An 18287-nucleotide genomic window follows, 5' to 3' on the forward strand; every position below is an offset into this window, starting at 1 on the left:
GTTGAAGGGGACTTGCATGAGCGTGTCTGAAGCCAGCGGCGGCGAAGTTCGGCCGGCAAAACGCCGTCTCGAAGTCATCGATCTGGCGCGCGGCCTGGCGCTGCTGGCGATGGCCTCCTACCACCTGATCTGGGATTTCGAGATGTTCGGATACCTGGCGCCCGGCACTGCCGGCAGCGGCTGGCCGAAGATCTACGCCCGCGGAATCGCCGGAAGTTTCCTGTTTCTGGTCGGCTTCAGCCTGGTGTTGTCGCACTGGCCGCGGCTCAGGCGGCGCAAGTTCCTGCTGCGGCTTCTGGTGATCACCGCCGCCGCGGCCCTCGTCAGCCTCGGCACCTATTTCGCCTATCCGGACGTTTTCATTTTTTACGGAATCCTGCACGCCATCGCCGTCGCCAGCGTCGCCGCCCTGCCCTTTGTCTTCTTGCCGCCGGCCTTGACCCTGCTCGCCGGACTGGCTGCACTGGCGCTGCCACATTTTGTCGCATTCCCGGTGCTCGATCCGGCATGGCTGGCGTGGATCGGGCTGTCGGAACGCCTGCCGCGGGCGCTGGATTTCGTGCCGTTCTTTCCGTGGATCGCGCCGGTTCTGTTCGGTGTCGCGGCGGCGCGCTGGGCCGAGGCGAGCGGGATGCTGGCGCGGCTTGCCGACCGGCCGCCGTCGCCGGCTGAACCGGGTGTCCTGCGAAAAACGCTCAGCTTCATCAGCCGCCACAGTCTGGCCTTTTACCTCGTGCATCAACCGATCCTGATCGCGCTGGTCTGGCTGATCAGCCAGGCGGCACCGCCGGATCCCGTCCGGAGCTATCTCGACAGTTGCCAGAGGGGCTGCGAAGCCCAACAATCGGCTGGAATGTGCAGACGCTTTTGCGCCTGTACCGCCGAGGGGCTGGTGGCTGGCGACCGTTTGTCGGCGTTGCAGTCTGGCAGGATCGACGCGGCAGACCCCGGCATCGCGGAGCTGGTGCGGCAATGCAGCGCGAAGGCGCTGGAAGATGAGTGATTCGGCGGCAGGAGACATTGACCGCGCCGCGCCGCAAAGGCGCGCGGCAGTGTCAATCCGCCCCTTTGGGAAGATGAGTACGACGACGATGAATGCCTATCGCAGCCGCCCGAATGTGGTTCCCTGGCCGCCGATTCTTGTGATCGGCGCGGTGCTCGCCAGCCTGGCGCTGCATGCCGGTCTTGCCTGGCCACTCGCATTTGCCGGCGCCCGCCCGCTCGGCTGGCTGCTGATAGCCGCGGCCTTCGCGATCGATATCTGGGCGATGGCGACGCTGCGCCGCGCGCATACGACGATCATGCCGCATCGCGGCTCGCGCCACCTGGTCACCAGCGGACCGTTCCGCCTGTCGCGCAATCCGATCTATCTCGCCAATGTCACGATCCTTGTCGGCCTCGGGCTGGCCAGTGGCATCGGCTGGTTCCTGGTGCTGGCGATCGTCGATGCGGCGGCGACACAGCTGCTCGCCATCCGGCGCGAGGAAAGCCATCTGCTGGCGCAGTTCGGCTATGAGTATGAACGCTACTGCCGGAGCGTGCGCCGCTGGATATGAGGGCTGGCGGCGCGGCCGGTGCGCTGCGGACGGCGGGGCAAAATGCTCAGCTGCGCACGCCGATCTCGGCGAGCCGCGCCAGGCAGGATTCCTCGATATTGTCGAGCTCGGTCAAGGTGTCGTCGATGTCCTTGCGCTTCTGGCGCAATTCCTCGCGCTTTTCCTCGACCTTGCGCATCAAAAGGCGCAACTGTCCCGCTTCACCCGGCGGGTCCTTGTAGACCTGGATGATCTCGCGGATCTCGGCAATCGACAGGCCGACGCGGCGACCGCGCAGGATTTCCGCAATAAGGTGACGATCAGCGAGCCGGTACAGCCGCGTGCGACCGCGCCTGTCGGGATGGATCAGCCCCTCGTCCTCGTAATAGCGCAGGGTGCGTGTCGAGATGCCGAATTCGCGGGTCAGCTCGGTGATGGTATAGTAGCGGTTCAACTCTTTTCCTCGCGGATGGACCTTTGCGGCGGCACAATGGCATAGCCGTCAGATTCTTACTTTGACGTATAAGTCAAAACAGCTGCGATGGCGAGGCCGCCGCCGGTGATCGCCCACATCTTCAGGCAAAAGATGACAGCTTCAGGCGCGAGATGACCGCTTCAGGCGAGTGACGACAACCACCAGCCGGCAAGGCCGAGAAAGGCGAAGAAGCCGACGACATCGGTGACGGTGGTGACGAACACCGCCGAGGCGATCGCCGGATCGGCGCCGATCTTGTCCAGCAGCAGCGGCAACAGGATCCCCGCCAGCGCCGCGGCCAGCATGTTGATGACCATCGCCGCGGCGATGATGCCGCCGAGGCCGGGATTTGAGAACCAGAGCGCCGCCACGACGCCGATGATGACGGCAAACAGCACGCCGTTGATCAGCCCGACGGCGGCTTCGCGGCGGATGACACGGCCGGCATTGTAGATGTCGATGTCGCGGGTTGCCAAGGCGCGCACCGTCACCGTCATGGTCTGCGTGCCGGCATTGCCGCCCATCGAGGCGACGATCGGCATCAAGACCGCCAGCGCCACCATTTCCGAAATGGTGGCATCGAACAGGGCGATCACCGCCGATGCGAGGATGGCGGTGGCGAGATTGATCAGCAGCCAGGTGAAGCGCGAGCGCACGGTGGTGATGACCCGGTCCGAGAGTTCCTCGTCGCCGACACCGCCAAGGCGCTTGATGTCCTCTTCCGCCTCTTCGTTGATGACGTCGACGACATCGTCGATGGTCAAAACGCCGACGAGGCGCTTGTTGTCGTCGACCACCGCTGCCGAGAGCAGATCGTACTGCTCGAAGATCTGCGCCGCCTCCTCCTGGTCCATCTCGGCGGTGATCGGACTGCGCGGATCGTCCATGATCTCTTCGATGCGCACCATGCGCTTGGTGCGCAGGATACGGTCGAGATTGACCGAGCCGACGAGCTTGAAGGTCGGATCGACCACGAAGATCTGCGCAAAGCTGCCGGGCAGCTCCTCTTCGTCGCGCATGTAGTCGATCGTCTGGCCGACCGTCCAGAACGGCGGCACGGCGACGAACTCGGTCTGCATGCGGCGGCCGGCGGTGTCCTCGGGATAGTCGAGGGCGCGACGCAGACGGATGCGTTCGGTGAATGGCAGCTGGGCGAGAATCTCGAGCTGATCTTCTTCTTCGAGATCCTCGAGAATGTAGACGGCGTCGTCGGATTCCAGTTCGCCGAGCGCCTCGGCGATCTTGGCGTTCGGCATCGCATCAGCGATTTCCAGACGAATGGCCTCGTCGACCTCGGTCAGTGCGGCGAAATCGAAATCGTCGCCGAGCAGGCGCACCAGCTCCTGGCGCTGCGCGGTGTTTATGGCTTCGAGCAGATCGCCGAGCTCGGAGACGTGCAGGGCGCCGACTTCCGAGCGCAGGAACAGCACATCGCGATCGGCGATCGCCGCCCCGACCGCGGTGAGAAAATCCTGACGGATCGACCCGTCATCGCTGTAGATGTCGTTGCGGCCGGCGGCTTCGGCAGCTGACGTCTCCGCGTCGCGCGCTCCCTCGCGACCGCCATCGGGACCACCCGCGGGGCCCCGCCCGGGCCCACCAGGCGGCTCATGTCCCGGCTCACGCTCATCTCGGCGCTCGAAATTGTCGCTCATCAGTCCACTCACCGGATTGCGGAATGTTCAAACGGTGACGGCTGTCCCGCTCCGTTCGGCGCAATTGCACACAAAGGCGGGCGGATTGCAATTGTGCAGCGGCAATTGCGGAGGGTCAGGCCAACTCAAAGGTGACACGAGACGAAACATCGCCCGGCAGTTTGAACTGCCAGGCGATGCGCTCAGGTCTCGAGAGCGGCTTTATGAGACCTGGAATGCGCCAGATGAGACCTGGAATGGGCCGGATGGCCGCATTCACTCGGCCGGGAGCGGCGCGGCCTTGTCGATCTGCTCGCCGGCGCCGGCGCGATAGCGCCAGACGACATAGATGAACATCAGCATCGAGGCGATGGCGGCCAGCGAACCGATCTGCGCCAGCGCTTCGCCCTGGCCGGTGATCGCCCGGGCGATGCCGAATGGCAGGATTATCACCATGGCGGTATGCAGCCAGAAATGCACGCGCGCGATGCGGCTGGCTGCGGCGCGTGGCGCCAGCGCATAATAGGCCCCGAACACCGCCATGACGACGAAGCCGAGAAGATTGAGGTGACCATGCGCCGGGGCCAGCGTGTGGTCATGGGTGGCAGACATCTGAACCCCCCAGATCATGCCGGCCAGGGCAAACAGTGCAGCGGTGGCAAAAAAGCGGGTTGGCAAGGCATTCATATTTATCCCTCCGATGCAATGGCGAGCGGCGGATCATCCGCAAGCGGCGGACCCGTGAACGACAGTTGATGACGTTCGCCACTCTCGATAATCGCCGGCATGTCGTCCGGAATGGCAAACTGGCCAGCGGCCATTTCTGCAAAAAACCCCTCAAATCCACCGGGTGTCAAGATAATAAGATGGCGCGCGGGGCCCTCGCTGGTCACCCGGAAGGTGTGTTCGCGGCCGCGCGGGATGAACACGGCCTCGCCGGCATGGACCACGGAGCGCTCGCCCTCATGCCAGACCTCGATGGATCCGGTGAGGATCGACAGGGTCTCATCGGCATCGTGATGCACGTGCCGGGGCGGGCCCGAACCCGCGGGCGCCAGGGACTCGGTGATCGAAATCGCGCCGCCACTATCCTTTGTGCGCAGCAGCGGCCGATATTGCACGCCGAGCCATTCAAAGGCGTCGGCACCTAGACTGTACTGGTTCATCGTTTCCTCCAAGCTGGTACCGGAAACGAAAGCGCTCTCGTAATCCCCTTCTTACGCCAGATTCGAACATATGATAAATTGATAGATCATATAGGGTCTATCCATGCGATGAATTTCAGAGGCTTCGATCTCAACCTGCTGCGTGTCCTCGACGCGCTGTTGATGGAAGGGTCAACGGTGCGTGCCGGCGAGCGACTCGGCCTGTCGCAGCCGGCGGTGTCGGCGGCCCTGGCGCGCCTGCGTGCGGCGCTGGGCGATGAGCTGTTCCTGCGGCGCGGCCAGGGGCTCGAACCGACCGAATATGCGCGGTCCCTTGAAATGCCGTTGCGTGACGCGCTGGCGCAATTGCAGGTGCTGCTCGCCGGTCCCGAGCCGTTCGACCCGGCGCGTTCGCAGGCGCGATTCCGCATTTCCGGCAGCGATTTCTTCGCGGAAATGCTGATGCCGCGCCTGGCCGAGCGCCTGGCGGCAGCAGCGCCTGGCATGAAGGTGCATCTGGTCGATCTGGTGCCCGACAGCTATGTCGACACGCTGGAACGCTACGAAGTCGATCTGGCGCTGGTGCCCGAAGTCGCCCTGCCTGACTGGGCGGAAGGGCAGAAGGCGTTCACCTCCTCGTTCTCGGTGATCGCCCGCAAGGGCCATCCGGGCCTCAAGGCCGCCGGACTCGCGCCCGGCGACGAGGTGCCGCTCGATCTGTTCTGTGATCTCGGTCACGTGCTGTTCTCGCCGGAAGGCAAGCCGAAGGCGATGGGCGATGCGGCGCTGAAAGCGGTGGGGCGCGAACGCCGGGTGGTGATGACGATGCCGGTGTTTTCCGGCGTCTACCGGGCGGTGGCGGGGTCCGACCTGATCGCGCTGCTGCCGAGCCAGCTGGCGCGGCATGTGGCGGACGCTGCCGGGCTTGACGTGTTCATTCCGCCAATGCCGATGCAGCCGGTGGCGGTGTGCATGATCTGGCATCGGCGCTATTCCGCCTCGCCGGCGCATTTGTGGCTGCGCGGCCAGATCGCCGCGTTGCTGGCCGATCTCGATGAAGCGACGTGAGGAGAGCTGGGGAGCCGGAGGCCGGGGGATCCGTAGACCTGAGGAGCCGGAGGCCGGGGGAGCCGGAGGCCGGGGGAACCGGAGACCGGGGGAACCGGAGGGACGTCCCGCACCCTGCAGGAATCGCCCCGCACCCACTAAGAAGCCAAATATTTAGAAGAAGAATGGTGCGGTCGAGAAGACTCGAACTTCCACGGGTTGCCCCACAGCGACCTCAACGCTGCGCGTCTACCAATTCCGCCACGACCGCACGTGGTAGAGCCGAAGCGGGTTCGGCGGGGAGCGATGTAGCAAATGGTTGCCAGCGAGACAAGCGCCGCGATCATAAAAACGCGCCGGCGTGAAACATTCCTCAGGACGGCCGCAAAATTGGCCCGTGCCGTTGCTGGCACCAGGACCACGGCGCCCTGCCCGAGGCCGGCGTGCGGCGATGCCGGACCGTCCTTATTTCATGCATGCGGGCGGTTATGCGCGGCCTGCCGGCGTTGCCAAGTCGGCACCGGCGGCGTAGGACATCGTCATGCTCGAGCGCGCCGAAATGTTCACCTCATTTGCCGCCGGCGCCGGTCATCCGCCGGTGCGCTGGCGGGTTTCCGATGCGCCGGTGGCCTATGAGGAGGCCGTTGCCGTGATGGAGCAGACGGTGCAGCGCATCCGCGAGGGCAGCGAGGATGAACTGGTCTGGCTCGTCGAGCATCCGCCGCTCTATACCGCCGGCAGCAGCGCGCAAGCCGGCGACCTTTTGATGCCGGACCGGTTTCCGGTTCACGCCACCGGGCGCGGCGGCGAATACACCTATCATGGTCCCGGCCAGCGCGTCGTCTATGTGATGCTCGACCTGTCGCGGCGGCGGCGCGATGTGCGCGCCTTCGTTGCGGCGCTCGAAGAGCTGGTGATCGCCACGCTGGCCGAGATGAACGTGCAGGGCGAAAGGCGCGAGGATCGCGTCGGTGTCTGGGTGCGGCGGCCGGAGCGGCCGGCGCTGCCAGATGGCTCAGTCGCCGAAGACAAGATCGCGGCGATCGGCGTGCGGCTGCGCAAATGGGTCAGCTTTCACGGCCTGTCTCTTAATGTCGATCCGGATCTCGAGCATTTCTCCGGCATTGTTCCCTGCGGTATTTCCGGCTACGGAGTGACCAGCCTGGTCGATCTCGGACTGCCGGTATCGCTGCCGGAGGTCGATACCAGGCTGCGCGCCGCCTTCGAGGCGATTTTCGGCCCGACCCGCAGCGTCGATTGAGCGGTGGCGGTTGGGCGTTTGATGCGCGCCGGCAGAGCAGAACCCGACGACAAGACTGCCGCGCAACGTGCGGGGTTACATCGCGCGCCGCCGGGCGATATGTTCCGGCGCATGCAGCCGGGCGCTGGCGCCGCGGTCGACGAGAATGTGCAGAAGCAAAAAGGAATGAAGGAATGAACCAGGCGATCGAAATCCGCGGCCTCGACGAGGACACGCTGGGCGGACGCATCGTTCGGGCCCGCGACATTGCTCGCATGGAACTGACCGAAGTCGCCGACCGGGTCGGCGTGACGGCGGAAACCTATGCGGAGTGGGAGAATGACCGCTCCGAACCGCGCGCCAACAAGCTGATCATGCTGGCCGGCGTGCTGGGCGTGTCGCCGGCCTGGCTGATGGCCGGCAATGGCGCCGGTCCGGACCAGATGGCGCTGGCCGCCGGCCTGCAAAGCTGCGCCGAGGAACTGGCGCGGTTGAAGGCGCTGAACGACGAGATCAGCACGGCCATGCAGGGACTGGAAGAGCGACTGGCCGCTCTGATCGTGACCACCGGCGCCTGAGGCGCTGAAAGCCGCCAAGCGGCGCCGGCACGGCGCCACGGCAGCGGCCGCTGAAATTGCCCCCTTATTGCGGACCTAGCAGGAGAGAACCCGATGGATGTGCGCGCCGCTGTTGCCGTAGAGGCCGGAAAGCCTCTGGAAATTCACAGAGTGCAGCTCGAAGGGCCGCGCGCCGGCGAAGTGCTTGTCGAGATCAAGGCGACCGGGATCTGCCATACCGACGAATTCACCCTGTCTGGCGCTGATCCGGAAGGCCTGTTTCCGGCCATTCTCGGGCATGAGGGCGCCGGCGTGGTGGTCGATGTCGGCCCGGGCGTGACCTCGCTGCAAAAGGGCGACCACGTCATTCCGCTTTACACGCCGGAATGCCGGCAGTGCGAATATTGTCTGAACCCGAAAACCAATCTTTGCCAGGCGATCCGCACCACCCAGGGCCAGGGTCTGATGCCCGACGGTTCGTCGCGCTTTTCGCTGAACGGCAAGCCGCTGCACCACTATATGGGCACCTCGACCTTTGCGAATTTCACCGTGGTGCCGGAGATCGCGCTGGCGAAGATCAATCCCGACGCGCCGTTCGACAAGGTCTGCTATATCGGCTGCGGCGTGACCACCGGCATCGGCGCGGTGATCAACACCGCCAAGGCGGAGCCGGGCTGCCGCGCCGTGGTCTTCGGGCTCGGCGGCATCGGTCTGAATGTCATTCAGGGCCTGCGGCTGATCGGCGCCGAGATGATCGTCGGGGTTGATCTGAACAACGACAAGAAAGAATGGGGCGAGCGCTTCGGCATGACGCATTTCGTCAACCCGTCGGAAGTGGAAGGCGACCTGGTGCCGTATCTCGTCGACCTGACCAAGGGCGGGGCCGACTATTCCTTCGAATGCATCGGCAACACCAAGGTGATGCGCCAGGCGCTCGAATGCGCGCACAAGGGCTGGGGCGAATCGATCATCATCGGCGTCGCCGGAGCCGGGCAGGAAATCTCGACACGGCCGTTCCAGCTGGTCACCGGCCGCTCGTGGCGCGGCACTGCCTTCGGCGGGGCGCGCGGACGCACCGATGTGCCGAAGATTGTCGACTGGTACATGCAGGGCAAGATCGAGATCGATCCGATGATCACCCACACGCTGGGGCTTGAGGATATCAACAAGGGGTTCGAGCTGATGCATTCGGGCGAAAGCATCCGCTCGGTGGTGGTGTACTGACGATGGCGTCCGGGGCTGAGAAGCTGAATCTGGTCTCCGAAGCCAAGGCGCATGGTGGCACGCAGGGCGTCTACTCGATGCACTCAGCCGCCTGCGGCACGGAGATGACCTTCGCCGTCTACATGCCGCCACAGGCCGCCAACGGTCCCTGCCCTGTGCTGTGGTATCTGTCCGGGCTGACCTGCACGCATCAGAATGTCATGGACAAGGGCGAATACCGCAAGCGCGCCGCCGAACTCGGGCTGATCATCGTCTGCCCGGATACCAGCCCGCGCGGCGACATGGTGCCCGATGACGTCACCAACTGGAAATTCGGCAAGGGCGCCGGATTCTATCTCGATGCCACCGAGGCGCCGTGGAACGAGAACTACCGCATGCAAACGCATATTCTCGCGGAGCTGCCGGCGGTCATCGAACAGCATTTCGCCGCCGATTTGAGCCGGCAGGGCATTTTCGGACACTCGATGGGCGGGCATGGCGCCCTCACCTTCGCGCTGAAACATCCGGACCGCTTCAAGAGCTGCTCGGCTTTCGCACCGATCGTGCAGCCATCGACGGCGGACTGGTCGGTCGGCGCGTTCGAACGCTATCTCGGCAAGGACGAAGAGAGCTGGCGCCGGCATGATGCCACGCGGCTGATCGAGGACGGGGCGCGGTTCGACGCGTTCCTCGTCGATCAGGGAACAGCGGATTCGTTTCTCGATGATGGTCTGCGCCCCTGGCTTCTCGAGGCGGCCTGCGCGGCGGCCGACATCGATCTGACGCTGCGCATGCAGGAGGGCTATGACCACTCCTACAATTTCATCTCGACCTTCATGGATGACCATCTCGACTGGCACGCCGAACGGCTGTAGCGGCGCCTTAGGGGCGGCTTGCGGGCGCCTTGGGGGGACGCCTTGGGGGCGCCTTGGGTTGGCGCTAGTCGGTCAGCGCGGCGCAGTCATTTTCGAGCGTGACGATGCACGGTTCGATGTCGCCGTCATCACCCCCGGTCATGTCGCTGCCACTGGTGGCGCCCGCCGGCTGCGGCGTGGATTGGGGCGTGGGCGGCGCCAGAAGCGGCTTCGAGGTATCGATCGTCCTGGCGGGCAACTGACTGGTCGTCACCACCGGCACCACGGTTGTGGTCGGCGTCACGGTGCCATCGAGCAGCGGATCTGCGGCTTGCGCGCTGCCGGCAAAGACCGCCACAGCCTCGGCATCGGTTGTTCGGCCCGACCCGGCGACCACCGGGCGTTTGACCGGCCTTGCCACCGAGCGCTTCGCAGCGTCGAGCGCAACCGGTGGCGTCCCTGCAAGTCCCAGACGGTGGCGCAGATCGGCGATCAGCGAAGCCACAAGCCCCGCCTCATCCGGCTGCCTGTGATGCATGGGTGCGGCGTGCAGCACCCGGCCCGTCCCCGGCTCGATGAGATACAGGTCAATGCGAATGGCGGTGCCGCCGGCTTGTGCCATCCATTCACGAATGAACAGGTGCAGATCCGCATCGGTGCCGGTCTCGGCATTGGTGCGGCCGAGTGTGCGACGCGCTTTTTGCGCCAGGTCGCGCGCGAACGGCTCGCGTGCCGGATCGCCCGCGGTCACCTGCACCGATCTGACGGCAACCGGAAAGGCCGGATAGGTGGCGGGCGGTTTGGGGCGCGCCGCACAAGCCGCAAGCGTGAGGGCGAGAATGACGATCAGAACACCGCGCACGGCAGTTGCAATCTGGCAAAAGCGTGGCGTCACGGCAGGCTCCGGCAGCAAGGAAGGGTGCCGAATGATCGCTGTTTATGGTTAGCGCCCGGTTAAGAAAGTTACCCTGATTTCTAAGTGGTTACAGCGCGAATAAGGAGCGCTGCCGCATCGAAATCCTGACGCCGCGCCGCGCGCCTTTCGGCGGCCTCGCCGTCTTCGCCCCAAAGGCCGATGTTCCAGTCCTCATCGACATGGGCGGCGGCCCAGACGCTGTCGGCATCGGCAACCCGCTGGGTCAGGGCAAGCGCCAGGATGGCCGAGCCGGTGATGCCGGTGACGACATGCAGGGCAGCCAGCATGAGCGCCGAGTTGTAGGCCGCCAGCAGGCCGGCGACGATCGACAGGCTTTCGTCGGGCTGATCGACATGCATGACACCCTCGGCGAGAACGAAACGGGCGTGATGGGTGTCGCGCATCCAGTCGAGAAAGGGATCCCAGGCCTCGGCCTGCCGGTCCACGAGACCTTGCGGCGAGGCGGCGCGGTAGCACAGAAGATCAGTGCCGGCAAAGGCGAGAATCTCCTGCCGCACAGCATCCTTGCTGTGTTCGACGCCATCGAGCGCGGTGTTGAGCAAGCGGGTCAGCGGCATAGAGGCGGGATCGATGCGCTCGGTCTGCGCTTCCCATTCCGCCGCAACAGCCTCCGCCACCGCCCGCGAGGGCAACTGAAAAGCGCCGCGCGCCGGCGTGCGCAGGATATTGCCATCCAGCTTGATGAAGAAGCCTTCGGCAAGCGCCTCGATGGTCACTGTCTCGTAAAAGCGGCGCGGCAGGGCTTTCTGCATGGCCGCGCGGGTCTGACCGACCGGATCATGGTCCGGCGGCGCACCGTTTTCCAGGTCGCTGAGAAGGTCGCGCATGCTGTGTCCCTGCCTTCCTGTTCAGGCGGCCAATCCGATGAGGCCGGCAATATCATCGGCGCTGCCGGCAATGTGGTCAGCGCCGGCGCGGCGCAGATGATCAACCGGGGCATAGCCCCAGCTGACCCCAATGGCGGTGGCGCCGGCGCTGCTGGCCATTTGCATATCGTACACGGCATCGCCGATGACAAGGGTGCTGTCCGGCTCGATACCGGCGTCGGCGCAGCATTCAAGCACCATTGCCGGATGCGGCTTGGACGGACAGTCATCAGCGGTGCGGATATGGGTGAAGGTGGTCTCGAGCCCATGGTGACCGAGGATCGCCTTCAGGCCGCGGCGCGATTTTCCGGTGACCACACCGAGAAGCAGATCGGGCTCCTGACGGCAGGCTGCCAGGAGCGGCGCGATGCCCTTGAACAGCGGCTCCAACGGATTGCCGGCATTGCGGTAGGCGATGAAGTTCTCTTTATAGCGCGCTGTCATTGCAGCAATTTCATCGTCGATGTCGCGCAAGAGCATGCGCGCTATGGCATGATCGAGCGACAGACCGATGATCGACCGGGTCAGCGCCATGTCCGGCTCGGCGATGTCGAAATCGCGGAAGGTGGCGGCCATGCAGTGATGGATGACATCGGCGCTGTCGACCAGCGTGCCGTCACAGTCGAACAGGACGAGCTTCATGCGTCGCTCCCCGTCTCGCCATCCGCCTCGTCGAGCCCGAGCAGGTTCCAGCTCTGGACCATGTGCGGCGGCAGCGGCGCTGCGACATCCAGTGTTCCGCCGGCCGGGTGCGGCACGGTGATGCGGCGGGCCAGCAGGTGCAGGCGTTTCTGCATGCCGCCCGGGAATTCCCAATTGTGATCATCATCGAAATATTTCGGATCGCCGAGGATCGGCGTGCCCATATGCAGGGCATGCACGCGCAATTGATGGGTGCGGCCGGTGAAGGGTTCCATTTCCAGCCAGCTGAGCCGCTGCGCGGCGGTCTCGATGACGCGGTAGTGCGAAATGGCGTGGTCGGCACCGCGCTCGCCGTGCTGGGCGATGCGCATGCGGTCGCCGTCCGGTGTCTGTTCCTTGATCATCCAGGTGGAAAGACGGCCCTCGTGGCGGCGCGGAACACCCTTGACCAGCGCCCAGTAGGTCTTCTTGGTCTCGCGCTCGCGAAAGGCAGCCGTCAGGTGCTGCGCGGCGCCGCGGGTGCGCGCCACGACCAGAACACCGGAGGTATCGCGATCGAGACGATGCACCAGACGCGGCTTCTCCCCCTTCTTGCTGCGCCAAGCTTCGAGCATGCTGTCGACCGAGCGGGTGATGCCGGAACCGCCCTGGACGGCCAGGCCGGCGGGCTTGTTGAGTACAATCACCTTGGCGTCCTCGTGCAGCACCATGGCGGCCAGCACGTCAGCATCATCGCGGTTGCGAATGGTCTTGCCGGTCAGCGGACCCCTGCCCTTTTCATCGACCGCCAAGGGCGGGATGCGCACCTGCTGGCCGGGCTGCAGACGGGTGTCGGCCTTGACGCGGCCGCCATCGACACGCACCTGACCGGTGCGCAGCAGTTTCTGCAACGCGCCAAAGCCCAGGCCCGGAAAATGGCTCTTGAACCAGCGGTCGAGCCGCATGCCCGCCTCATCGCCATCCACGCTCTTCAATTCCACACCGGCCACGTCAGATCATCCTTAGAATTGCCGCCCGGCCCAGAGACCGGCGAAAAGTGCCAGGATCGCCGCGGCGACGCTGACAGAGACATACAGGGCCGCCGGGACCATGGCGCCGCGCAGATATAGCGTCGCGGCATCAAGCGAGAAGGCCGAAAAGGTCGTGAAGCCGCCGAGGAACCCGGTGGCCAGCAACAGGCGCAAATCGACCCCTGAGACCGAACGGCGTGCCAGCCAGGCGATCAGCAGGCCCATGGCCAGCGATCCCGCGACATTGACGAACAGCGTGCCCCAGGGAAACGTCGTGCCATACTGCCGGCCGATTAGCACGGTGGCGGCGTAGCGGCTGACAGCCCCGAGCCCGCCCCCGGCAAAGACCAGCAGATAGGCGCTCATGGCGGTTGGATAGGCACTCATGGCGGTGCTGTAGCGGAAAAGCGCGGGCGGATAAAGCGCAATCGGCCGCTTTGCTCCGGCCTGTCGGACCCTGCGGCACAGGCACCGCCATGCGCCTCGCCTAAGCCGTACCGCCGCGTTCGCTTCTCAGGCGCGACCAGAATTCAAGACGCTTGCGGATGTCGCGCTCAAAGCCGCGATCGGGGGGATCATAAAAGGTCTGGCGGCCGAGCGCCTCGGGAAAATAGTCCTGGCCGGAAAAGGCGTCGGGCTGATCATGATCGTAACGATAGCCCTGGCCGTAGCCCTCGCCCTTCATCAGCTTGGTGGGGGCGTTGAGAATGTGCTTGGGCGGCAGCAGCGAGCCGTTCTCCCTGGCCACCCGCATCGCCGCCTTGTAGGCCTTGTAGACGCCATTCGATTTCGGCGCGGTGGCGAGATAGACGCAGGCCTGCGCGAGAGCCAGCTCCCCCTCAGGCGAACCAAGAAAATCATAGGCATCCTTGGCGGCGTTGGTGATGACGAGGGCCTGCGGATCGGCGAGGCCGATATCCTCGACGGCCATGCGCACCAGGCGTCGGCCGAGAAACAGCGGATCCTCGCCGGCGTCGAACATGCGGCACAGATAATAGAGCGCCGCATCGGGATCGGAGCCGCGCACCGCCTTGTGCAGGGCGGAGATCAGATTGTAGTGGCCGTCTTGGCCCTTGTCATAGACCGGCGCACGGCGCTGAACGACCTCCACGAGGCCCTCGGTGTTAAAGGTCTCGTCGGGCCGGGCGGCGCGCCAGAGTTCCTCGGCAAGGGTCAGCACCGCCCGCCCATCACCATCGGCCATTCGAATCAGGCTGTCGCGCGCCGCCTCATCAAGCGGCAGCGGCCGCTGCATCTCGGCCTCGGCGCGCGTCAGCAGCTGCGCCAGGCTGTCGCGATCGAGCGCCCTGAAGGTCAGAACGCGGGCCCGCGACAGCAAGGCGGCATTGAGTTCGAAGGACGGGTTCTCGGTGGTGGCGCCAACCAGGACGATGGTGCCGTCCTCCATCACCGGCAGAAAACTGTCCTGCTGGGCGCGGTTGAAACGATGGATCTCGTCGACGAAAAGCAGGGTCTGGCGGCCGCCCATGCGGCGGGCACGCGCCGCCTCGAACACCTTCTTGAGATCGGCAACCCCGGAAAAGATCGCGGAGATCTGCTCGAAGGCGAGATCGGTGTCGCCGGCAAGCAGCCGCGCCACCGTGGTCTTGCCGGTGCCGGGCGGACCCCAGAAGATCATCGAGCCGAGATTCCTGCTGGCGATCATGCGCGTCAGAGCGCCGTCCGGCCCGGTCAGGTGCGACTGTCCGGCAACCTCATCGAGCGCACGCGGGCGCAGCCGGTCGGCAAGCGGCCGGGCAACCTTGTCCGCCTGGTTGGGATCGTCGAACAGGTCAGCCATGTCGGATCCTGATCCTAGCGGTTGAACATCTGGCGGATGCGGCGGCCGTTGCGGATCATCTCGAAGCGCAGGAAATAGCCGCCGGCATCGACGGCGCGTTGCAGATCCTCGGCACTCGCCACCACCTCGCCATTGACCTCGGTGAGGATATCGCGGCGCCGGAAGCCGCGCTCGGCAGCCGGCGAGCGACTGTCGACGTCGGTGATGACAAGGCCGGTGAGCTTGGGCGGCAGGCGCAACTGGCGCAGCAGTTCCGGTGTCAGCGGCGACACGGTGATGCCGGAAAACGGGTTGTCGCCGGTGATCGCCACCGGCTGCATGCGCATTTTCTCAGGGGTCTTGGCCAGCGTCACCGACCGGGTGACGGTGCCGGAGCGGCCGGTAACCGACAGTTCGACCGTGGTGCCGACGGCAACGGTGGCCAGCCGGTAGCCGAGCGCATCGGGATGTTCGACGCGCTGTCCGTTGAAATGGGTGATGATATCGCCGGGCTCGAGGCCGGCCTTGTCGGCCGGGCTGTCCGGGTCGACGCGCACGATCAGGGCGCCGGAGGCGCGGGAAAGATCAAGCGCCTCGGCGATGTCGGCGGTGACGCTTTGAAAGGTGGCGCCGATATAGGGCGGGTCGAAGCGCTCGCTGCCGGATTCCGCCGAAAGGGCGAAGGCGCGCACGAGATTGGCCGGAATGGCAAAGCCGATGCCGTTGGAGCCGCCGGAGCGTGAGAAGATGGCGGTGTTGATGCCGATCAGGTTGCCGTGCATGTCGACCAGCGCACCCCCCGAATTGCCCGGGTTGATCGCCGCGTCGGTCTGGATGAAGAAGCCGAAATCAGACACGCCGATGCGGTTGCGGGCCAGCGCCGAGACGATGCCGCTGGTCACTGTCTGGCCGACACCGAAGGGATTGCCGATGGCAAGCACCAGATCGCCGACCTCGAGGGCGTCGGAATCGCCAAAGGCGATCGAGGGAAAGGTGCCGCCGGCATCGATCTTCAAAACCGCAAGGTCGAAGCGCTCATCCTTGAGCATCACCGTGCTTTCGAATTCGCGGCCATCGGAGAGCGCGACGCGGATGTCATCGGCGCCGGAGATGACATGGTTGTTGGTGACCACGATGCCGGATTTCTCGATGATCACACCGGAGCCGAGGGAAGACTGCTTCTGGGTGCGGTTGGGAAGCGAGCGGCCGAAGAACTGCTCGAAGAACGGATCGCCCTGGAACGGGCTGCGCCGTACGACGGTGCGGTCGGCATAGACATTGACGACAGCTGGCGCTGTCTGCTTGACCAGGGGCGAAAAGCTCTGGGTGATCTCGGCCCGGCTTTGCGGCACGCGGCGCAGATCGCCGTCGCCGTCCTGGCGCTGGCCGGCACCCTGCTGCGCCGGCGCTGTGGCATCGGAACTGCCGCGCAGGGTGTCGCGAAAGAGATCGCCGAGTGCTTCAGTGACGCTTTTCTCCTGCTCCTGAGCCTGCGCGGCCCTGACGCCACCATCACCATCAGAGACGGCGTAAACCAGGAGCGGGGTCAGCAGAACAGCGGTCAGTACAGCTTTCACGAAACGCGGCATCGGCATGTTGTCCTCATTCTTCGCGGCCACCATGGCGGCAGGTCGGCGCCAAAGGGAATCGCGCCCCTTCATGGCAGATTCACGGCAAAAGCCAAAGGCCGGACCGGGACCGGGCCGAGCGAAGCTGGCCGGGCGGAGCTGCCGTCCGCGCGGCCTTGCGACGACCCGCCCTTCCACCGCTTAGGATGGGGATGCGACAAGAGCATGGCGGCACGAAAAAGGCCGGGCGCTGGGCCCGGCCTCTTCGAATTTCCCGATGCGGCTGAACTCAGGCCGCTTCGTTCTCGGCTTCCGCTTCCAGACGCGCACGATCCTTGGCGCCCTTGGCATCGACGTCGCGATCGATGAATTCGACCACGGCCATCGGCGCATTGTCACCGGCCCGGAAGCCGGCTTTCATGATGCGGATGTAACCGCCATTGCGCGTCGCGTAACGCGTGGCAATGGTGTCGAACAGCTTGCGCACCGCATCCTGATCCTTGATGCGCGACACTGCCTGACGGCGGGCGTGCAGATCGCCGCGCTTGCCCAGCGTCACCAGCTTCTCGACGATCGGACGGATCTCCTTGGCTTTCGGCAAGGTGGTGACGATCTGTTCGTGCTCGATCAGCGACGCCGCCATATTGGCGAACATCGCCTTGCGATGGCTGGCGGTGCGGTTCAGTTTGCGGCCGGCTTTTCCGTGGCGCATGGCCCTTCTCCTTCACATGCAGGCAGAGACCTGCCGTTTGAATGCGTTGTTCAGTATTGATCTTCGTAGCGCTTGGCCAGATCTTCGATGTTTTCCGGCGGCCAGGACGGCACTTCCATGCCGAGATGCAGGCCCATGGAGGCCAGAACCTCCTTGATCTCGTTCAGCGACTTGCGTCCGAAATTCGGCGTGCGCAGCATTTCGGCTTCGGTCTTCTGGATGAGATCGCCGATATAGACGATATTGTCGTTCTTCAGGCAGTTGGCCGAACGCACCGATAGTTCCAGTTCGTCGACCTTCTTGAGCAGCGCCGGGTTGAAGGCCAGTTCCGCGACGGCTTCTTCCTGGACTTCCTTCTGCGGCTCTTCGAAATTGACGAAGACACCGAGCTGATCCTGCAGGATGCGCGCCGCATAGGCGACGGCATCTTCACCGCTGACCGAGCCATCGGTTTCCAGCGTCAGGGTCAGCTTGTCATAGTCGAGCACCTGGCCCTCACGGGTGTTTTCGACCCGGTAGGAGACCTTCTTGACCGGCGAATACAGGCTATCGACCGGGATGAGACCGATCGGCGCGTCTTCGGCGCGGTTGCGCTCGGCCGGAACATAGCCCTTGCCGTTGTTGACGGTGAATTCCATGCGGATCTCGGCGCCCTCGTCGAGGGTGCAGAGCTGATGGTCGGGATTGAGGATCTCGATGTCGCCAACCGTCTGGATATCACCGGCGCGGACGACACCCGGGCCCTGCTTGCGCACGACCATGCGCTTGGGCTCGTCGCCTTCCATGCTGACGGCGATTTCCTTGATATTCAGGACGATGTCGGTGACATCTTCGCGAACGCCCGGGATCGACGAGAATTCATGCAGCACGCCGTCGATCTGAACCGCGGTGACGGCGGCGCCGCGCAGCGAGGAGAGCAGAACGCGGCGCAGGGCGTTGCCGAGCGTCAGGCCGAAGCCACGCTCGAGCGGCTCGGCGACCACGGTCGCCTTGGTGCGGCCCGAGGAGGAGAACTCGACCTTGTTCGGCTTGATCAGTTCCTGCCAGTTTTTCTGAATCATGATAGTGCCTTCCGTTGCCGC

Annotated in this window: 20 protein-coding genes and 1 tRNA gene; 7 read left to right on the plus strand and 14 right to left on the minus strand. The window is 64.8% G+C overall.

Translation table 11 applies throughout. From position 1 onward, the window contains the following. The first annotated feature begins 16 nt into the window (after positions 1 to 16). Both KY465_RS14640 and KY465_RS14645 read left to right on the plus strand, forming a co-directional pair. Positions 17 to 1003, plus strand: coding sequence for an acetyltransferase domain-containing protein (locus KY465_RS14640; RefSeq protein ID WP_219202594.1), 987 nt, complete (start codon positions 17 to 19; stop codon positions 1001 to 1003). Between the two features lie 73 nt (positions 1004 to 1076). Beyond that, positions 1077 to 1556 carry a methyltransferase family protein gene (locus KY465_RS14645; RefSeq protein ID WP_255561686.1) on the plus strand — a complete coding sequence of 160 codons (480 nt, stop codon included), beginning with the start codon at positions 1077 to 1079 and terminating at the stop codon, positions 1554 to 1556. A 46-nt stretch (positions 1557 to 1602) separates the two neighbouring features. Here the strand turns inward: KY465_RS14645 and KY465_RS14650 are convergent, their stop codons facing one another. The 4 genes from KY465_RS14650 to KY465_RS14665 all read right to left on the minus strand — a co-directional run bounded on the left by KY465_RS14650 (position 1603) and on the right by KY465_RS14665 (position 4810). Further along, positions 1603 to 1989, minus strand: a complete 387-nt coding sequence (locus KY465_RS14650; protein WP_219202596.1) for a MerR family transcriptional regulator — start codon at positions 1987 to 1989, stop codon at positions 1603 to 1605. Between the two features lie 161 nt (positions 1990 to 2150). Then, entirely contained in the window at positions 2151 to 3665 is a 1515-nt protein-coding gene (gene mgtE / locus KY465_RS14655) for a magnesium transporter (protein WP_219202598.1), read from the minus strand. Positions 3666 to 3920: 255 nt separating this feature from the next. Further along, positions 3921 to 4331, minus strand: coding sequence for a hypothetical protein (locus KY465_RS14660; RefSeq protein ID WP_219202600.1), 411 nt, complete (start codon positions 4329 to 4331; stop codon positions 3921 to 3923). 2 nt (positions 4332 to 4333) lie between these two features. Further along, positions 4334 to 4810 (minus strand): cupin domain-containing protein, encoded by a 477-nt coding sequence (locus tag KY465_RS14665; protein ID WP_219202602.1) that lies wholly within the window; start codon positions 4808 to 4810, stop codon positions 4334 to 4336. Between the two features lie 108 nt (positions 4811 to 4918). On the opposite strand from KY465_RS14665, the gene KY465_RS14670 reads away from it, so the two are divergent. After that, complete coding sequence (locus tag KY465_RS14670; RefSeq protein WP_219202604.1) at positions 4919 to 5857, plus strand: LysR family transcriptional regulator; 939 nt, start codon at positions 4919 to 4921, stop codon at positions 5855 to 5857. 165 nt (positions 5858 to 6022) lie between these two features. Here KY465_RS14670 and KY465_RS14675 read toward each other — a convergent pair. Beyond that, positions 6023 to 6107 (minus strand) — tRNA-Leu (locus KY465_RS14675). Between the two features lie 270 nt (positions 6108 to 6377). On the opposite strand from KY465_RS14675, the gene lipB reads away from it, so the two are divergent. The 4 genes from lipB (at position 6378) to fghA (ending at position 9711) form a co-directional block, all read left to right on the plus strand. Continuing rightward, positions 6378 to 7097: a lipoyl(octanoyl) transferase LipB gene (gene lipB, locus KY465_RS14680; RefSeq protein WP_219202606.1), complete on the plus strand. Its 720-nt coding sequence runs from the start codon at positions 6378 to 6380 to the stop codon at positions 7095 to 7097. Positions 7098 to 7270: 173 nt separating this feature from the next. Further along, positions 7271 to 7654 carry a helix-turn-helix domain-containing protein gene (locus KY465_RS14685; RefSeq protein WP_219202608.1) on the plus strand — a complete coding sequence of 128 codons (384 nt, stop codon included), beginning with the start codon at positions 7271 to 7273 and terminating at the stop codon, positions 7652 to 7654. 93 nt (positions 7655 to 7747) lie between these two features. Further along, on the plus strand, positions 7748 to 8857 hold the full coding sequence (locus KY465_RS14690; RefSeq protein ID WP_219202610.1) for an S-(hydroxymethyl)glutathione dehydrogenase/class III alcohol dehydrogenase: 1110 nt from the start codon (positions 7748 to 7750) through the stop codon (positions 8855 to 8857). Positions 8858 to 8859: 2 nt separating this feature from the next. Then, positions 8860 to 9711 carry an S-formylglutathione hydrolase gene (gene fghA, locus KY465_RS14695; protein ID WP_428983015.1) on the plus strand — a complete coding sequence of 284 codons (852 nt, stop codon included), beginning with the start codon at positions 8860 to 8862 and terminating at the stop codon, positions 9709 to 9711. Positions 9712 to 9775: 64 nt separating this feature from the next. Here the strand turns inward: fghA and KY465_RS14700 are convergent, their stop codons facing one another. The 9 genes from KY465_RS14700 to KY465_RS14740 form a co-directional block, all read right to left on the minus strand. Then, positions 9776 to 10585, minus strand: coding sequence for a hypothetical protein (locus KY465_RS14700; RefSeq protein ID WP_219202612.1), 810 nt, complete (start codon positions 10583 to 10585; stop codon positions 9776 to 9778). A gap of 80 nt (positions 10586 to 10665) precedes the next feature. Then, positions 10666 to 11454: an ATP12 family chaperone protein gene (locus KY465_RS14705; RefSeq protein ID WP_219202614.1), complete on the minus strand. Its 789-nt coding sequence runs from the start codon at positions 11452 to 11454 to the stop codon at positions 10666 to 10668. Between the two features lie 21 nt (positions 11455 to 11475). Continuing rightward, positions 11476 to 12135 (minus strand): HAD-IA family hydrolase, encoded by a 660-nt coding sequence (locus KY465_RS14710; protein ID WP_219202617.1) that lies wholly within the window; start codon positions 12133 to 12135, stop codon positions 11476 to 11478. Beyond that, positions 12132 to 13124 carry an RluA family pseudouridine synthase gene (locus tag KY465_RS14715; RefSeq protein WP_219202618.1) on the minus strand — a complete coding sequence of 331 codons (993 nt, stop codon included), beginning with the start codon at positions 13122 to 13124 and terminating at the stop codon, positions 12132 to 12134. Before KY465_RS14715 ends, KY465_RS14710 begins: the two co-directional genes overlap by 4 nt. Before the next feature lie 12 nt (positions 13125 to 13136). Next, on the minus strand, positions 13137 to 13532 hold the full coding sequence (gene crcB, locus KY465_RS14720; RefSeq protein WP_428983016.1) for a fluoride efflux transporter CrcB: 396 nt from the start codon (positions 13530 to 13532) through the stop codon (positions 13137 to 13139). Positions 13533 to 13632: 100 nt separating this feature from the next. Next, positions 13633 to 14946, minus strand: a complete 1314-nt coding sequence (locus KY465_RS14725) for a replication-associated recombination protein A (RefSeq protein WP_219202621.1) — start codon at positions 14944 to 14946, stop codon at positions 13633 to 13635. 14 nt (positions 14947 to 14960) lie between these two features. Beyond that, positions 14961 to 16514, minus strand: coding sequence for a DegQ family serine endoprotease (locus tag KY465_RS14730; protein ID WP_219202623.1), 1554 nt, complete (start codon positions 16512 to 16514; stop codon positions 14961 to 14963). A gap of 268 nt (positions 16515 to 16782) precedes the next feature. Further along, positions 16783 to 17205 carry a 50S ribosomal protein L17 gene (rplQ, locus tag KY465_RS14735; protein ID WP_219202624.1) on the minus strand — a complete coding sequence of 141 codons (423 nt, stop codon included), beginning with the start codon at positions 17203 to 17205 and terminating at the stop codon, positions 16783 to 16785. Positions 17206 to 17255: 50 nt separating this feature from the next. Then, positions 17256 to 18266 (minus strand): DNA-directed RNA polymerase subunit alpha, encoded by a 1011-nt coding sequence (locus tag KY465_RS14740; protein WP_219202626.1) that lies wholly within the window; start codon positions 18264 to 18266, stop codon positions 17256 to 17258. Between the last annotated feature and the right edge of the window lie 21 nt (positions 18267 to 18287).

It is taken from the genome of Neohoeflea coraliihabitans (assembly GCF_019334345.1).
Taxonomy (GTDB): Bacteria; Pseudomonadota; Alphaproteobacteria; order Rhizobiales; family Rhizobiaceae; genus Pseudohoeflea; species Pseudohoeflea coraliihabitans.

Excerpts from the sequence above, each read along its gene's own strand:
- lipB (WP_219202606.1), top strand. The coding sequence starts at position 6,378 with ATGCTCGAGCGCGCCGAAATGTTCACCTCATTTGCCGCCGGCGCCGGT.
- crcB (WP_428983016.1), bottom strand. The coding sequence starts at position 13,532 with ATGAGTGCCTATCCAACCGCCATGAGCGCCTATCTGCTGGTCTTTGCC.
- KY465_RS14705 (WP_219202614.1), bottom strand. The coding sequence starts at position 11,454 with ATGCGCGACCTTCTCAGCGACCTGGAAAACGGTGCGCCGCCGGACCAT.
- KY465_RS14690 (WP_219202610.1), top strand. The coding sequence starts at position 7,748 with ATGGATGTGCGCGCCGCTGTTGCCGTAGAGGCCGGAAAGCCTCTGGAA.
- KY465_RS14660 (WP_219202600.1), bottom strand. The coding sequence starts at position 4,331 with ATGAATGCCTTGCCAACCCGCTTTTTTGCCACCGCTGCACTGTTTGCC.
- KY465_RS14645 (WP_255561686.1), top strand. The coding sequence starts at position 1,077 with ATGAGTACGACGACGATGAATGCCTATCGCAGCCGCCCGAATGTGGTT.
- KY465_RS14665 (WP_219202602.1), bottom strand. The coding sequence starts at position 4,810 with ATGAACCAGTACAGTCTAGGTGCCGACGCCTTTGAATGGCTCGGCGTG.
- fghA (WP_428983015.1), top strand. The coding sequence starts at position 8,860 with ATGGCGTCCGGGGCTGAGAAGCTGAATCTGGTCTCCGAAGCCAAGGCG.
- KY465_RS14740 (WP_219202626.1), bottom strand. The coding sequence starts at position 18,266 with ATGATTCAGAAAAACTGGCAGGAACTGATCAAGCCGAACAAGGTCGAG.
- KY465_RS14670 (WP_219202604.1), top strand. The coding sequence starts at position 4,919 with ATGAATTTCAGAGGCTTCGATCTCAACCTGCTGCGTGTCCTCGACGCG.
- KY465_RS14730 (WP_219202623.1), bottom strand. The coding sequence starts at position 16,514 with ATGCCGCGTTTCGTGAAAGCTGTACTGACCGCTGTTCTGCTGACCCCG.
- mgtE (WP_219202598.1), bottom strand. The coding sequence starts at position 3,665 with ATGAGCGACAATTTCGAGCGCCGAGATGAGCGTGAGCCGGGACATGAG.
- KY465_RS14710 (WP_219202617.1), bottom strand. The coding sequence starts at position 12,135 with ATGAAGCTCGTCCTGTTCGACTGTGACGGCACGCTGGTCGACAGCGCC.
- rplQ (WP_219202624.1), bottom strand. The coding sequence starts at position 17,205 with ATGCGCCACGGAAAAGCCGGCCGCAAACTGAACCGCACCGCCAGCCAT.
- KY465_RS14725 (WP_219202621.1), bottom strand. The coding sequence starts at position 14,946 with ATGGCTGACCTGTTCGACGATCCCAACCAGGCGGACAAGGTTGCCCGG.
- KY465_RS14685 (WP_219202608.1), top strand. The coding sequence starts at position 7,271 with ATGAACCAGGCGATCGAAATCCGCGGCCTCGACGAGGACACGCTGGGC.
- KY465_RS14640 (WP_219202594.1), top strand. The coding sequence starts at position 17 with ATGAGCGTGTCTGAAGCCAGCGGCGGCGAAGTTCGGCCGGCAAAACGC.